The sequence below is a fragment of the Streptosporangium becharense genome (genome assembly GCF_014204985.1).
GTDB lineage: Bacteria > Actinomycetota > Actinomycetes > Streptosporangiales > Streptosporangiaceae > Streptosporangium > Streptosporangium becharense.
The window spans coordinates 7,578,705-7,593,176 of the sequence record NZ_JACHMP010000001.1 but is presented as its reverse complement, the minus strand read 5'-3'; the positions used below and the strand labels follow the sequence as shown (position 1 = coordinate 7,593,176).

The following is a 14,472-nucleotide window of genomic DNA, read 5'->3' as shown; positions in this document are numbered from 1 at the left end:
GCGAGGGGGGGAACGGCCGGGTACGGGAGGGTGGGATCAGCCCTTGAGACTGCCGGCGGTCAGGCCGGCCATGATGCTGCGCTGGAAGAGGAGGAAGACCACCATGGTCGGGATGCTCGCGATGACCAGCGAGGCGATCATCACGTTCTGCGGCATCCGCGCCGCGAGCGAGGCGATGCCCACGCTGATCGTCATCTTCTCCCCGTCGGGCAGCACCAGCAGCGGCCAGACGAAGTCCTTCCAGACGTTGACCACCGACAGGATGGACACCACGCCGAGGATGGGCCGGGAGACCGGCAGCACGATCGACCACAGGATGCGTCCGGCGGACGCCCCGTCGATCTGGGCGGCCTCGAGCAGTTCCCGGGGGATGGAGTCGAAGAAGCGTTTGAGCAGGAAGACGAAGAACCCGTTGGCCGCGGCGGGCAGCCAGATCGCCCACGGGGTGTTCAGCAGGTCCCAGCCGAGGATCGGCAGCTCCTTGACCGTCAGGTAGGCGGGCAGCAGGATCACCATCGGCGGGATCATGAGTGTGGACAGCATCATGCCCAGCACCGCCTTGCCCAGCACCGGGCGGAGCTTGGACAGCGCGTAGGCGGCCGAGACGTCGAAGGCGAGCGTCAGCAGCCAGGCGCCGCCCGCGTAGACGACGGTGTTGGTGAGGAACAGCCCGAGGTCGAGTTGCTCCCACGCCTCGGCGTACACGCCGAAGTCGAGTGAGGAGGGGAAGAAACCCGGCGGGATCTGCGCGAGCTCCTCGGGGGTCTTCAGCGCGCCGGTCACCATCCAGTAGAGGGGGAAGACGAAGACCGCGGTGAAGACGACCACCACGCAGGTCAGCACGGTCCAGTAGATCAGCCGCCCCCGCGGGGTGTTCAGGGTGTGCGGGGAGACCAGGCTGCGGAACTCCCGTGGCTCCGCCGCGGACGCGCGGGCCCTGCGGGATCGGCGCCGCGTCTTCGGCGGGGCGGGCTCCGGCGGCGGAGCGGTGGCCGGGCGGTCCGGGCGTACGGTGACCTTCGGCATCGATGCCACTTCTCCCCTCAGCTCTGGTTGTCGCGCGACAGGCGCAGGTAGAAGGCGGAGAACACCATCAGCACGACCATGAGCATCAGGCCGAGCGCGCCGCCGCCGCCGAAGTCACCGAAGTTGAAGGCGTACTGGTACATCAGGTAGGCGACGGTGAGCGTGGCGTTCTCCGGGCCGCCGCCGGTGAGCAGGTACGGCTCGATGAAGACCTGCATGGTCGCGACGATCTGCAGCAGGAGCATGACCAGCAGGATCAGCTTGGTCTGCGGGATCGTGACGTGCCAGACCCGCTTGAACAGTCCGGCCCCGTCCAGTTCGGCGGCCTCGTACAGCTCGCCGGGGATGCTCTGCAGCGCCGCGAGGTAGATCAGTGTGCCGGTGCCCAGGTTCATCCAGGTGGAGACGATGACGAGGGAGATCAGCGCGGTGTCGGTGGAGTCGAGCCAGCTCAGCGCGGGCAGGTGCGCCAGGTCGAGGATCTGGTTGAACAGGCCGGCGCCCGGGTCGTAGAACCACTTGAACAGCAGCACCGCGACGGCCGGCGGGAGCATCACCGGCAGATAGACGACGAAGCGCAGGTACGCCTTCGCGTGACGCAGCTCGTTCAGCACGATCGCCGCCACGAACGGCACGACGTAGCCGAAGACGAGCGCCAGGCCGGTGAACGCGATGGTGTTGAGCCAGGCGTCGGCGAAGGCGGCGTCCTCGGCCACCGTGCGGAAGTTGGCCCAGCCGACCCAGGTGGGCTCGTCGACGAAGTTCGTCCGCTGGAAGCTGAGGAGGACCTCCTGGACCATCGGGTACCAGGAGAAGAACGCGAAGCAGATCAGCGCTCCGCACAGGAAGCCGTAGGCGGTGAGGTTGCGCCGTATGCCGCTCCTCAGCGCACCGGGCCCGCGCGGCCGCGAGGCGGGCGCGGTGGTTGTGCTCATCGGTTGGACTCCCGATCTCAACGTGAAGGCGGGGTGCCGGCCGCAGGGCCGGCACCCCGGATGTCAGCGGGTCAGCTCGACGCGGCGAGCACCTTGTTGGCCTTGGCCTCGGCGTCGGCGAGGAGCTGGTCGATGTCGGCGTCCTGCCTGGTCAGCACCGCCGACATGGGCACGTCGAGGATCGCGTAGAGCTCCTGGGCCTTCGGAGGCTCCAGCTTGTTCTGGATGGCCGCCGAGCCCTGCGCGAAGGGGGCGAAGTTCGCGACCGGGACGGTGGCGTTGGCCTCACGCAGCTTGACGATCTCCTTGCCCGGCTCGGTGTCCCCGTACAGGTCGGGGATGGGCAGGCCCACCGGGCGGCCCTGGCGCTTGGAGCGCTCGTAGTCGAACTGGCCCCGGCCGGGGGTGAGCTCGTGGAACTCCAGCCAGAGCACGGCGGCCTTGATCTTCTCGGGCGTGGCCTTCGGGTTGATCATGTAACCGTCGCCGCCGCCGAGCGAGGCCTTGGCCTCCGGCAGCGCGGTCACGCCGTAGTCCTCGAACTTGCCCTTGAAGTCGTTGTTGACCGTCTGGACCACGTCGGGGGCGCCGATCATCATGCCGAGCTTGCCGCCGCCCATCATGCGCATCAGGTCCTCCCACTGCAGGAGCTGCTTGGAGCCCATGCTGTTGTCGGTCCAGCGCATCTTCTTGAGGTTCTCCAGCACGGCCTTGCCCTCGGGGCTGTTGAAGGCTGCGGCCTTGCCGTCGGGGGTGACCATCTCGCCGCCGCGGCCGTACAGGGAGGCGGCGAAGTGCCAGCCGCCGGTGTTGCCCGCGCTGTACTCGCCGAAGCCGACGTGACCGGGGCCCAGCGCGGCGATCTTCTTGGCGGCCTCGTGCACCTCGGCCCAGGTCTTGGGCGGCGCGTCGGGGTTCAGGCCGGCCTGGGTGAAGAGCTTGCGGTTGTAGACCAGGCCGGTGGTGTAGTTGGTCCGGGGCAGCCCGTAGATCTTCTCACCGCTCTTGAAGACGTTCAGCACGTCGGGTCGCAGGTCCTTCAGCCGGCTGACGCCGCTGACGTAGGGGGTGATGTCCGCCGCCTGACCCGCGGCGATGATCTTTTGGACGTCGGTGTAGTAGACGTAGAAGACGTCCTCCATCGTGCCCCCGGCCAGCTTCGCCTGGAAGGTGTCGGGGTTGATGCAGGGGAAGGCGTCCTTGCTGTCGATCTTGATGTTCGGGTGCAGCTTCTCGAAGGCGGCCACGTCCTCATCCCACGCGGAACGCTCCAGCGTGTTGCTCCTCGGCGGCTGACAGCCGACCGAGATCGTGACCGCGCTTCCCCCTGCGGCGCCCGGCTTGTCGTCGGCGGCCTCGGATCCGCCGCATCCGGCGGCGGTGAGCACGATGCCCGCGGCGAGGAGCATCTGGATCTTGGGGGGTTTCATCGGGGGACTCCTTGGCGGGTCGGTTGCGAGAAACATATAGACGCATGCAGCACTTAGCAAGAGAACGTCAGGAACTATGCAAAAAAATGACAGTGCGGAGTTGGTTACCCGCTCGCCACGAGCCCGCAGCGCAAAGGCAGCCCAAGCAGCCTTAACGGGTACACGCGCGCCACCCGGTCGGATTTCCGACTTGCATGGTGCCTGCGGTGTAATGTCAGATTCTTGCTGCCGCTTGAGGCCGCCTTCCAAGCCCCGGGGGCCGGAAGAACCCGGGTGCTGGAAGGTGATGACTCCGCCCTTGACGGTGATCACCGCCCCCCGAGACCACCGGCCGGCGAGAGAGCGGATCACAGCGAGACGAGGGATCAGGACGAACCAGTCGGCACACGGACGCCCGGCGCACCCGCGGGCCCAGATCACCGCCGGCGTGCTCGAGCACCCGGCGACCCGGCGGCCGGCCACTACGGCGTCAGAGGAGCTTTCCGGCGTCCTCACGCATGCGGGCGCCTTCCCTGAAGACCGCCCCCAGGGCGACCAGGAGCAGGGCGAACCCGACGGGCACCGGGTTGAACGGCCAGTCGGCGTCGATCAACCCTTCGGCGGCGGTGCCCTCCACCATGACCACCGCCGTCACCGTCCTGAGCGGCTCGACGAGCAGGCCGTACCCGGCCATACAGCCGGCCATCACGAAGATCCGGCGAGCGTTGCGCGGCACGAAGGGATCACCCGACCTGAGGGTCCGGGCGACCCGCCACAGCAGGAAGGTGATGACGACGGTCAGCGACGCCGTCACGGCCGACGGCGCGTTCAACGCGAGGGCCTGCCACCGTCCGGGCCGGTCGAGCGAGATGGCGGCGCTGTGGAGCGGGCTGATCCTCAGCGGCCCCACCTGGCGGGGAATCGTGTCAGGCCAGGTCTGCGCCTGCGGCACCTCCATCGTGACGGGCACCGCGGAGCCCGCCACCGCCATCCACACCGTAGCGAGCAGGGCGACGACAGCGAGCGCGAAGGCCAGGTAGACCAGGTTCTCGAAGACCGCCCACCAGGTGCGGACCGCCCATGCCCGTAATCGCGCCCGCCGCATGTGATCAACTCCTCTTCGCCGGCAGGCCACCACGATAGGCGGCCGGCGACGGACAGCCGTTCCCCAGGGGCCGGAAGAACCCGGGCACAGCCGGAGGTGTTTGGGGAGAGCACCGGGAGGAAGTGCCTACCATCGGCGGCCCGAGTGACGTGGCCCGGGGATGGGGGGACCATGGCGGAGCGACTGGTGGTGATCGGCGGCGACGCGGCGGGGTTGAGCGCGGCCTCGCAGGCCCGTGACCGGCGGGGCCCGGACGACCTGCGGATCGTCGCGTTCGAGAAAGGCGCGCACGCCGCCTACTCCGCCTGCGGGATCCCCTACCTCGTCGGCGGGGAGGTGACCGACGTCGAGTCGCTGGTGGCCCGGCGACCGGAGGTCTTCCGCGACGAGCTGGCCATCGACCTGCGGCTGCGCAGCGAGGTCGTCGAGATCGACCTCGGCCGGCGCGCGGTGGAGGTGCACGACCACCGCGACGGGGAGCGCCGCTGGGAGCCGTTCGACCAGCTCGTCGTCGCCACCGGCGCCGTCCCCGTCCGCCCCGACCTGCCCGGCGCCACGGCCGAAGGGGTGCACGGCGTGCAGACCCTCGACGACGGCATCGCGATCCTGCGGACCCTGCGGGAGCGGCGACCGGAGACCGCCGTGGTGGTCGGCGCCGGATACATCGGCCTGGAGATGGCCGAGGCGCTGGTCAGGCGCGGGCTGAAGGTGTCGCTCGTCGACGCCGCCGAGCAGCCGATGGGCACGCTCGACCCGGACATGGGTGCCCTCGTCGCCGACGCCCTGCGCGACCTGGGCGTCGAGGTGCACCTCGGTGAGCGCATCGAGGGCTTCGCGGAGTCCGGCGGGCGGGTCACCGCCGCCCGCACCGAGAACCTGGAGCTCCCCGCCGACGTGGTCGTCCTCGGCCTGGGCACCCGGCCGAACAGCGGGCTGGCGGAGGCGGCCGGCATCCCCGTCGGGGAGACCTCGGGCATCGTCACCGACCGCCGGATGCAGACCTCCGTCGAGGGTGTCTGGGCCGCCGGCGACTGCGTCGAGACCTTCCATCTGGTCTCGCGGCGGCCGGTCGCGATCGCACTGGGCACCCACGCCAACAAGCAGGGCCGCGTCGCGGGCATCAACATCGGCGGCGGGTACGCCGCCTTCCCGGGCGTGCTCGGCACCGCGGTCTCCAAGATCTGTGAGTACGAGGTGGCGCGCACCGGCCTGTCGTCCGCGGAGGCCGCCGGGGCGGGATTCGAAACCGTCGAGGAGACCGTGGAGTCGACCACGCGCGCCGGTTACTACCCCGGCGCGCGCCGGATGAGGACCAAGATGATCGCCGAACGCGGGACCGGCCGGCTGCTGGGCGCCCAGATCATCGGCGGGGAGGGGGCGGCCAAGCGGATCGACGTCCTGGCCGTGGCCGTCTGGCACGGGATGACCGTGGAGGAGATGACGGGGCTGGACCTGTCGTACGCTCCCCCCTACGCCCCGGTGTGGGACCCGGTGCTGATCACCGCCCGCAAGACCGCCGAGCGCGTCGGCCAGGCGGCGGGCCGCGACGGGCGGAGGAGCTGAGCGACCGGGCCGGGACACTCATCACGGTGCCGCGCGGCCCCGGCCCACCGCCCGCCCCCTGCCCGCCATCCGGCCCCGACCTCAGCCCTGGCCCGCGGCCCGGCGCCGACGCCGGGCGACCAGCGCCGGCGCGAGCCCGGCGCAGAGCGCCGCGGCCACGGTCGCCACGCACAGGGCGGTGGACCTCCAGGGCCAGGCGGTGCCGGTCAGCCGGAGATGGGAGGCCGGGTATTCGATGAACTTCGCGGTGGCGCGGGCGGTGGCCCGGTCGGCGTGGGCGGCGAGGTCCCGCAGGACGGCGTCGAAACCGGACTCCCCCGCGCCACGCCCGCCGTGCGGCAGCTCGGCCCGCAGGCCGCGGCCGGCGGCCCACCCGGCCAGTTCCCGGCTCACCCCGGTGGCGTGGGAAACCCCCGGCACCACCAGCCGGCCCACGGCGGTGACGTCCGGCCCGGCGGGCTCGGCGACGAGGACCGCCCCGTGCCGGGTCCTCACCACCCGCCCGGCCGCGACGGGGATCGTGCGGGCCGCGAAGGACGTGCCGGAGTAGACCTCGAACGCCGCCGCGACGTCGATCTCACCGACCCCGTCGGCCAGCCCCACGGCGACGGAAGGACGTCCCCACGGGAAGGCCGCGTTCAGCGCGTACGGCAGGTCGGCCAGGGCCAGACGGTTCTCGGGGATCCGGGTCGGCGCGGACGGCGACCAGTCCGGGTAGGCCACCTCCCGGCCGATGCGCTCGACCTCGCCGGTACCGGCCAGCTGTTCCACCAGCCGCAACGCGCCGACGATCCCGGAGGTCACCCCGGCGGTGGTGGTGATCGGCCCGTCCTGGACGTAGCGCCGTCCGGCGTCCCAGCCGACCTCGGGACGGGAGCGCCGCAACGCGTCGATCCGGGCCCAGAACGAGGTGGCCCGGCGGCCGTCGAGCACGCCGCTCTCGGCCAGCAGCTCCGTGCCCGCGCACACACCGAGGACGTGCGCGCCGCGGGCCGCCTGGCGGGTGATCCACTCGCGCGACGGCGCCTCCGCCCCGCCCGCGGGCTCGACCACTGCCGGGACCACGACCACGTCCGGTGGCGGGACCGTGCCCGCGTCCACCTCGGCCAGGGTGTGGTCCGGCAGCAGGTGCAGCCCGCCGGAGAGCGGCACCGGCGCACGGCGCGCGGCGACGGTGTAGACCGAGAAGGCGGGTGAGCGTGCGAACACCTCGTAGGGGGCGAGCAGGTCGGCGGCGACGGAGCCCGTCGCGCCGGCGAGCACCGCGACCACCGTGCGGCCGGGCGGAATCGGGGCCGGGGCGGGCCAGCCGCCGGGCGGAGCCTCCGGTGCCGCCCGGTAGCCATCGCCCATCACCACGGCCACCCCTGCCGTGCCCACCCCGGCGACGGTGACGGCCCCGAGCACGGCGCCGAGGACGGTGAGGGCCAGGGTCCGGGCACGGCGCGGTGACGGTGACGGTGACGGCATGGGTGTCTCCTCAGCGGACGATGTGGGCGGCGTTGCGCCGGGCGGTGGAGGGGGACGTGCCGTAGCGGGCACCGTAGAGGCGGCGGAAGTGACGCGCGTCGCGGAAGCCGCAGCGGGCGGCCACGGCCTCGACGGTCAGGTCCGTCCCGGCGAGGAGCTCCGCCGCCAGCTCCAGGCGGAGCCGCTGCCGGTACTCCAGTGGAGTGATCCCGATCGTCGTGGTGAACGCCCTGGTCAGCCCCCGCGGTGACAGGTGCACGACGGCGGCGAGGTCGGCCAGGGTGTGACGGCCGTCGAGGTTCTGGGCCAGGTGGTCCTGGACGCGGTGCACGACCGGGTTGAGATGCGCGCGGTGCTCCATGAACGGGCTGATCTGCTCCCCTGCTCCGGACCGCCGCAGGTAGATCACCAGCTGGCGGGCGACGGCGGCGGTGAGCACCGGCCCCTGGTCGCGTTCGACCAGGGACAGCGCGAGGTCGATCCCGGCGGAGATCCCGGCACTGGTGCTCACCGGCCCGTCGTGGACGTACAGGACCGCGTCCTGCACGCGCGCCGCCGGGTAGCGCAGGCGCATCTCCTCGACCAACGACCAGTGGGTGGTGCACCGGCGGCCGTCGAGCAGCCCGGCCTCGCCGAGCGCCACCGCCCCCGAGCACACCGAGGCGAGACGTGCCCCCGCGTGGTGGGCGGCCCGCAACCACCGCACCACCGAGCCGGAGACCAGCGGCCGCCCGGGGTCCGGGGGCAGCAGCCGGGGGCCGGGCACGAGCACCAGGTCCTGCGGTCCCACGGCGGGCAGCGGCCCGAGCCCGGCCAGGCGCAGGCCCTGCGCCGACACGGTCTCCGGCACCTGCGAGACGTACTCCACCCGGTAGTCCGCCCCCTCATGGGCGGCCGCGTCGAACACCTGGACCGGTCCACCCAGGTCGAGCAGGTTCACCTCCGGCAGCACCAGCACCACCACCCGGCGGCCCTGGCCGGCCACCGGCGTGCCCGTTGCATCCGAGGCATCAGAGGTATCCGAGGTGTTCACGGCGACCACGTTAGGCGCCGCGCGGCCGGTGGGTCAGGGCTGTGCCGGTCCGGCACCGGACGGATCCGGCACTCCACCACAGCGGGCCCGGCACGGGTCCGGTACTCCCCGTGACGGGTCCGGCACTCCACCGCAACAGGGGCGACACGAGTCCGGCACTCCACCACAGCGGGGCCGGCCCCGGCGGGAGAAGCGGCAGGGATGGGGTTGGTGCGGAGGAGAACGGGCAAGGGCCGGGAATCCAATCCGATCCCGACAAGGAGTCACAATGCTCACATTGACCGACACTGCCGCGCAGGTCATCCGTGACATCAGCGCCCAGGTGACGGACTCTCCCGAGACCGGCGTCCGCATCTCCTCCGAGCACGACGGCACCGGTTCGCTCGTGCTCTCGGTCGTGGAACATCCCGAGGCGGCCGACCAGGTGGTCGAGTCGGAAGGGGCACGGATCTTCCTCGACCCCCAGGTCGTGGACATGCTCGACGACAAGTCCCTGGACGCCGACGTCGACGAGGGGGGAGGCGTGGCGTTCCTGGTGACCGAGCAGCCTCGCTGAACCAGTCCGGCCCCGTCATGTGAAGGCCCCGGCCCCGCACCGGGGCCGGGGCCTTCACCCGGGGTCGTGGCCGCGCACGCACGAGGCGCCGGACCACGCTGTTGCCGGACACCTCGGTCGCGCTGTCGTGCCCGCGCACGCACGAGGCACCGGTCACGCGCGAGGCGCCCCTCCCTTCGGGGACGCCCCTCCCCCGCTCACGCTCTGGCGCTGCTCAGGGCCAGCGGGTCGGCGGGCGCCTCGGCCCTGGCCCGCTCCATCTCCTCACCCAGCTCCTGGAGCCGCTTACGCCCCATCGCCTCCCGCACCTGCGGGAACCACTCGTCCTCCTCCTCCTGGACGTGGTGGCGCACGTTCTCCATCAGGACTTTGACCTTGGCGTCGAACCGCTCGTCCTCGGGGTCGAGCCCCTTCAACTCGGAGAGCATCCAGACCACCACGTGGTGCTCCTCGACGCTCTCCAGCACGTGCTCGGCGGTCTCCGGCACGCTCTCCCGGGCGACCGGGTAGAAGACCCGCTCCTCGATGTAGGCGTGGGTGGTCAGCTCCTCGATGATCTGGTCGACGATCTCCCGCTTCTTCTTGTACGCCCGCTCCCCTGCCTTCTCGAACTCCTTGAACAGCTTCTCGACCGTCTTGTGGTCGTCCTTCAGCAGCACGATCGCGTCCATGGTTCCCCTTTCCGAATCCTCATGGGGTGAGCAGGACCTTGACGGCCCCGTCACGCTTCTTCTGGAAGATCTCGTAACCGCGCGGGGCCTGCTCCAACGGCAGACGGTGGGTGGCCAGGTCCATCACCCCGAGCGGGTCGGAGTCGTCGGTCACCAGCGGCATCAGTTCGTCGATCCAGCGTTTGACGTGTGCCTGGCCCATCCGCAGGGTGACGCCCTTGTCGAACAGCTTCAGCATCGGCATCGGGTCGGCCGCGCCGCCGTAGACGCCGCTGATCGAGATGGTGCCGCCCCGGCGCACCGTGTCGATGGCCTGGTTGAGCGCGGCCAGCCGGTCGACGCCCGCGTGGGTCATCAGCGGGGCGGCGACGGCGTCGGGCAGCATCCCGGTGACGGTGTGGGCGAGCTTGCCGACCGGGGAGCCGTGCGCCTCCATGCCGACCGCGTCGATGACGGAGTCGGTGCCGCGTCCGCCGGTCAGCTCGCGGACCGCCTCGGGCACGTCGCCGGTCACGGCGGCGTCGAGCACCTCGATCCCGTGCCTGCGCGCCATGGCGAGCCGTTCCTGTACCCCGTCGACCGCGATCACCCGGTAGCCGAGGTGCCGGGCGATCCGGGAGCACATCTGGCCGATCGGCCCGAGGCCGAAGACCGTGACGCTGCCGCCGTCGGGGACGTCGGCGTAGTCCACCGCCTGCCAGGAGGTGGGCAGCACGTCCGACAGGTAGACGAACCGCTCGTCCGGCGGCCCCTCGGGCACCTTGATCGGCCCGAACTGCGCCTGCGGGACCCGCAGGTACTCGGCCTGGCCGCCCGGCACCCGGCCGTACAGCTTGGTGTAGCCGAACAGGGCGGCGCCCGTGCCGTGCTCACGCACCTGGGTGGTCTCGCACTGGGCGAACAGCCGCATGCCGCACATGTGGCAGTGCCCGCAGGAGATGTTGAACGGGATGACCACCCGGTCGCCGGGCCTGATGTGGGTGACCTCGGGCCCGACCTCCTCCACGACGCCCATCGGCTCGTGGCCCAGGATGTCGCCCGCCCCCATGAACGGTCCGAGGACCTCGTACAGGTGCAGGTCGGAGCCGCAGATCGCGGTGGTGGTGACCCTGATGACCGCGTCGTTGGGTTCCTTGATCACCGGGTCGGGGACCTCCTCGACCCGTACGTCGCGTTTGCCATGCCAGGTGACGGCCTTCATGCTTCTCTCCTGCTCCGGTCGACGGGGAAACGAGGCCACTCAGCGGAGCCGGGGCAGCACGTCCTTGGCGTAGAAGTCGAAGAAGGCGTCCTGTTCTGGGCCGATCTGGGCGACGTAGACCTCGTCGAAGCCCGCGTCGACGTACTCCTTGATCGCACCGGCGTGGACCTCGGGATCGGGGCCGCAGGGGGTCTGCTGGGTGGCCTGCTCCTCGGTGACCGCCTCGGCCAGCTCCTCGAAGTGCCGGGGCAGCGGCAGCAGCTGTGACGCCTCCCCCTGGATGCCCTGGTTGGGCCAGAGCCGGTGCACGGTCTTGCGGGCCGCGGCCTCGTCGGCGGCGTAGCAGACCTTCAGGCCGCCCTGGGCGGGTTTGCCCGCGCCTCCGGCCTGGTGGAACTTCTCCACCAGCTCGGCATCGGGGCCGGTGCAGATGTAGCCGTCGGCGATCCGCCCTGCCAGTCGCACCGCCTTGTCGCCGAAGGCGGACATGTAGACCGGCGGCGGCTCGTCGGGAAGCGTGTACAGGCGGGCGGTGTCGAGACGGTAGTGGGTGCCGCGGTGGGTCACCAGCCTGCCGGTCCACAGCTCCCGCATGAGCGCGACCGCCTCCTCCAGCATCTCCAGCCGCTCGGCCGCCGGAGGCCAGCGCGAGTCGAGGATGTGCTCGTTGAGCGCCTCCCCGGTCCCCACGCCGAGCCGGAACCGGCCGCCGGACAGCACCGCGCTGGTGGCCGCGGCCTGGGCGACGATCGCGGGGTGGGTGCGGACCAGGGGGCAGGTGACCGCGGTGGTGATGGGCAGCGACGTCGCCTCGGCGACCGCACCGATCACCGACCACACGAACGAGCTCTGCCCCTGCACGTCCAGCCAGGGATGGAAGTGATCGGATATCCACAGTGCCTCGAAGCCGGCCCGCTCGGCGAGCTCGGCCTGCCGGACCAGCTCCCTCGGATCGTGCTCCTCACTGGACAGGAAGTATCCGAACGTCGTCATCTACCCCTCCTCAACTGGCTTCCCGGCTGGCGTGAGCTGCAGCGACGTCCTACCTACCCGTACCGCGGAAGCCAAACGGGCCGCCCGCGCCGGATGAGGATCCCGGCGCGGGCGGCCCGCGGGGCGAGGGGTCAGTAGGGCCAGGACCAGTCGCGGATCTCCGCCGGGTCCTCCCCGAACTCCCGGGTGTGCGCCCGTGCCCGCAGCCGGGCGTCGACCATGCGCTGGCGCAGGTGCGCGGTGCGACCGGCCAGGTGCGGCACCCGGTCGATGACGTCCATCACCAGGTGGTAGCGGTCGATGTCGTTGAGCATGGCCATGTCGAACGGGGTGGTGGTGGTGCCCTCCTCCTTGTACCCGCGCACGTGCAGGTTGTCGTGCCCGTTGCGGCGGTACGTCAGCCGGTGGATCAGCCAGGGGTAGCCGTGGAAGTTGAAGATGATCGGCTTGTCGGCGGTGAACAGCGTGTCGAACTCGGCGTCCGACATGCCGTGCGGGTGCTCGCTGGCCGGCTGCAGCCGCATCAGGTCCACCACGTTGACCACCCGCACCCGCAGCTCCGGCAGGTGCTCGCGCAGCAGCGCCGCGGCGGCCAGCGTCTCCAGGGTGGGCACGTCACCGGCGCACGCCAGCACCACGTCCGGCTCGGCCCCCGCGTCGGTGCAGGCCCACTCCAGCACGCCCAGCCCGCGGGTGCAGTGCGCGACGGCCTCCTCCATGCTCATCAGGTCCAGCACCGGCTGCTTGCCCGCGACGATCACGTTGACGTAGTCGCGGGAGCGCAGGCAGTGGTCGGCCGTCGACAGCAGCGTGTTGGCGTCCGGCGGCAGGTAGACCCGCACCACGGACGCCTTCTTGTTGACCACCACGTCCAGGAAGCCCGGGTCCTGGTGGGAGAAGCCGTTGTGGTCCTGGCGCCACACGTGTGAGGACAGCAGGTAGTTCAGCGACGCCACCGGACGCCGCCACGGGATCTTCTTCGACGACTGCAGCCACTTGGCGTGCTGGTTGAACATCGCGTCCACGATGTGGATGAACGCCTCGTAGCAGTTGAACAGCCCGTGCCGGCCGGTCAGCAGGTAGCCCTCCAGCCAGCCCTGGCACAGGTGCTCACTCAGCACCTCCATCACCCGTCCGCCCGCACCCAGGTGCTCGTCGGTGGGCAGCACCTGCGCGTTCCACGCCCGGTCGGTGGCCTCGAACACGGCCGACAGCCGGTTGGAGGCGGTCTCGTCCGGGCCCATCAGGCGGAAGGTGCGCGGGTTGGCCTCGATCACCTCACGCAGCCAGGCGCCCAGCACCTTCGTGGGCTCGCTGGAGCCGCCCGCGGGCTTGTCGACCTGCACGGCGTACTTGCGGAAGTCCGGGAGCACCAGCGGACGGAGCACCTCCCCGCCGTTGACGTGCGCGTTGGCGCTCATCCGCCGCCCGCCTTCGGGCACCGTGCCCAGCACCTCGGGAACCGGGCGGCCGTCGGCGTCGAACAGCTCCTGCGGGCGATAGGAGCGCATCCACTCCTCCAGCATCGCCCGGTGCTCGTCGTTGTCGCGCACCGCCGACAGCGGCACCTGGTGGGAGCGCCAGGTGCCCTCGACCGGCAGCCCGTCCACCGTCTTCGGCCCGGTCCACCCCTTCGGGGTCCGCAGCACGATCATCGGCAGCCGGCCGTCCCGTCCCTCCCGGTAGTCGGTGATCTGCTCGAACACCGTGTCGAGGGTCCGCGCCATCAGGGCGTGCATCTGCGCCGGGTCGTCCCCGGCCACCACGTGCGGCCGGTACCCGTATCCCTCCATCAGCTTGACCAGGTCCTCCTCGGGGATCCGGGCCAACACCGTCGGATTGGCGATCTTGTAGCCGTTGAGGTGCAGGATCGGCAGCACCACTCCGTCGCGCGCCGGGTCGAGGAACTTGTTGGAATGCCAGCTGGCGGCCAGCGGCCCGGTCTCCGCCTCCCCGTCCCCCACGACGCACGCCACCACCAGGCCGGGGTTGTCGAAGGCGGCCCCGAACGCGTGCGCCAGCGAATACCCCAGCTCGCCGCCCTCGTGCATCGACCCCGGCACCTCCGGCGCCACGTGGCTGGGGATGCCACCGGGGAAGGAGAACTGCCGGAACAGCCGCCGCATCCCGTCGGCGTCCTGCGAGACCTCCGGGTAGCGGTCGCTGTAGGTGCCCTCCAGCCAGGCGTGCGCCACCGCGGCCGGGCCGCCGTGCCCGGGGCCGGCGATGTAGATCATGTCCTGGTCGCGCTCGGCGATGACCCGGTTCAGGTGCGCGAAACAGAAGTTGAGCCCCGGCGTGGTGCCCCAGTGTCCCAGCAGTCTCGGCTTGATGTGCTCGGGCCGCAGCGGCTCGGTCAGCAGCGGGTTGTCCAGCAGGTAGATCTGCCCGACCGACAGATAGTTGGCCGCGCGCCAGTAGGCGTCGATGCGATCGAGTGAAGTCATACTTCCGACAGTTCCTCGCGTGAGTGGTTCGAACCCTGCCTCACCGGAATTCCCGGCTCTCCG

The 14,472-nt window shown here is 71.2% G+C and carries 12 protein-coding genes; 2 read left to right on the top strand and 10 right to left on the bottom strand.

The window, feature by feature from the left end; genetic code table 11:
* Positions 1 to 36: 36 nt before the first annotated feature.
* From F4562_RS32755 to F4562_RS32740, 4 genes are all read right to left on the bottom strand, one after another.
* Entirely contained in the window at positions 37 to 1,026 is a 990-nt protein-coding gene (locus F4562_RS32755; protein ID WP_184546675.1) for a carbohydrate ABC transporter permease, read from the bottom strand.
* 17 nt (positions 1,027 to 1,043) lie between these two features.
* Positions 1,044 to 1,961, bottom strand: a complete 918-nt coding sequence (locus F4562_RS32750; protein WP_184546677.1) for a carbohydrate ABC transporter permease — start codon at positions 1,959 to 1,961, stop codon at positions 1,044 to 1,046.
* Positions 1,962 to 2,032: 71 nt separating this feature from the next.
* Positions 2,033 to 3,391, bottom strand: a complete 1,359-nt coding sequence (locus F4562_RS32745) for an ABC transporter substrate-binding protein (protein ID WP_184546679.1) — start codon at positions 3,389 to 3,391, stop codon at positions 2,033 to 2,035.
* Positions 3,392 to 3,860: 469 nt separating this feature from the next.
* Complete coding sequence (locus F4562_RS32740) at positions 3,861 to 4,475, bottom strand: DUF2975 domain-containing protein (protein ID WP_184546681.1); 615 nt, start codon at positions 4,473 to 4,475, stop codon at positions 3,861 to 3,863.
* Positions 4,476 to 4,646: 171 nt separating this feature from the next.
* Here F4562_RS32740 and F4562_RS32735 point away from each other — a divergent pair, with 171 nt between their 5' ends.
* Positions 4,647 to 6,038: an FAD-dependent oxidoreductase gene (locus tag F4562_RS32735; RefSeq protein ID WP_184546683.1), complete on the top strand. Its 1,392-nt coding sequence runs from the start codon at positions 4,647 to 4,649 to the stop codon at positions 6,036 to 6,038.
* Between the two features lie 81 nt (positions 6,039 to 6,119).
* On the opposite strand, the gene F4562_RS32730 is transcribed toward F4562_RS32735, so the two are convergent.
* Positions 6,120 to 7,508 (bottom strand): DJ-1/PfpI family protein, encoded by a 1,389-nt coding sequence (locus F4562_RS32730; RefSeq protein WP_184546685.1) that lies wholly within the window; start codon positions 7,506 to 7,508, stop codon positions 6,120 to 6,122.
* Between the two features lie 10 nt (positions 7,509 to 7,518).
* Positions 7,519 to 8,541 (bottom strand): GlxA family transcriptional regulator, encoded by a 1,023-nt coding sequence (locus tag F4562_RS36555; protein ID WP_311734231.1) that lies wholly within the window; start codon positions 8,539 to 8,541, stop codon positions 7,519 to 7,521.
* A 268-nt stretch (positions 8,542 to 8,809) separates the two neighbouring features.
* Here F4562_RS36555 and F4562_RS32720 point away from each other — a divergent pair, with 268 nt between their 5' ends.
* A complete protein-coding gene (locus F4562_RS32720) occupies positions 8,810 to 9,097 on the top strand; it encodes an iron-sulfur cluster assembly accessory protein (RefSeq protein ID WP_184546687.1) in 288 nt (95 codons plus the stop codon).
* 197 nt (positions 9,098 to 9,294) lie between these two features.
* Here the strand turns inward: F4562_RS32720 and F4562_RS32715 are convergent, their stop codons facing one another.
* The 4 genes from F4562_RS32715 to F4562_RS32700 form a co-directional block, all read right to left on the bottom strand.
* Positions 9,295 to 9,768, bottom strand: coding sequence for a hemerythrin domain-containing protein (locus F4562_RS32715; protein ID WP_184546689.1), 474 nt, complete (start codon positions 9,766 to 9,768; stop codon positions 9,295 to 9,297).
* A gap of 19 nt (positions 9,769 to 9,787) precedes the next feature.
* Positions 9,788 to 10,969: a zinc-dependent alcohol dehydrogenase gene (locus tag F4562_RS32710; protein WP_184546691.1), complete on the bottom strand. Its 1,182-nt coding sequence runs from the start codon at positions 10,967 to 10,969 to the stop codon at positions 9,788 to 9,790.
* 39 nt (positions 10,970 to 11,008) lie between these two features.
* Entirely contained in the window at positions 11,009 to 11,962 is a 954-nt protein-coding gene (locus tag F4562_RS32705) for an LLM class F420-dependent oxidoreductase (protein ID WP_184546693.1), read from the bottom strand.
* 131 nt (positions 11,963 to 12,093) lie between these two features.
* A complete protein-coding gene (locus F4562_RS32700) occupies positions 12,094 to 14,409 on the bottom strand; it encodes a phosphoketolase family protein (protein WP_184546695.1) in 2,316 nt (771 codons plus the stop codon).
* Positions 14,410 to 14,472: the final 63 nt, after the last annotated feature.

Bases quoted from the DNA above. Each gene is read 5' to 3' on its own strand.
- F4562_RS32755 (WP_184546675.1), bottom strand. From the start codon at position 1,026: ATGCCGAAGGTCACCGTACGCCCGGACCGCCCGGCCACCGCTCCGCCG.
- F4562_RS32750 (WP_184546677.1), bottom strand. From the start codon at position 1,961: ATGAGCACAACCACCGCGCCCGCCTCGCGGCCGCGCGGGCCCGGTGCG.
- F4562_RS32745 (WP_184546679.1), bottom strand. From the start codon at position 3,391: ATGAAACCCCCCAAGATCCAGATGCTCCTCGCCGCGGGCATCGTGCTC.
- F4562_RS32740 (WP_184546681.1), bottom strand. From the start codon at position 4,475: ATGCGGCGGGCGCGATTACGGGCATGGGCGGTCCGCACCTGGTGGGCG.
- F4562_RS32735 (WP_184546683.1), top strand. From the start codon at position 4,647: ATGGCGGAGCGACTGGTGGTGATCGGCGGCGACGCGGCGGGGTTGAGC.
- F4562_RS32730 (WP_184546685.1), bottom strand. From the start codon at position 7,508: ATGCCGTCACCGTCACCGTCACCGCGCCGTGCCCGGACCCTGGCCCTC.
- F4562_RS32720 (WP_184546687.1), top strand. From the start codon at position 8,810: ATGCTCACATTGACCGACACTGCCGCGCAGGTCATCCGTGACATCAGC.
- F4562_RS32715 (WP_184546689.1), bottom strand. From the start codon at position 9,768: ATGGACGCGATCGTGCTGCTGAAGGACGACCACAAGACGGTCGAGAAG.
- F4562_RS32710 (WP_184546691.1), bottom strand. From the start codon at position 10,969: ATGAAGGCCGTCACCTGGCATGGCAAACGCGACGTACGGGTCGAGGAG.
- F4562_RS32705 (WP_184546693.1), bottom strand. From the start codon at position 11,962: ATGACGACGTTCGGATACTTCCTGTCCAGTGAGGAGCACGATCCGAGG.
- F4562_RS32700 (WP_184546695.1), bottom strand. From the start codon at position 14,409: ATGACTTCACTCGATCGCATCGACGCCTACTGGCGCGCGGCCAACTAT.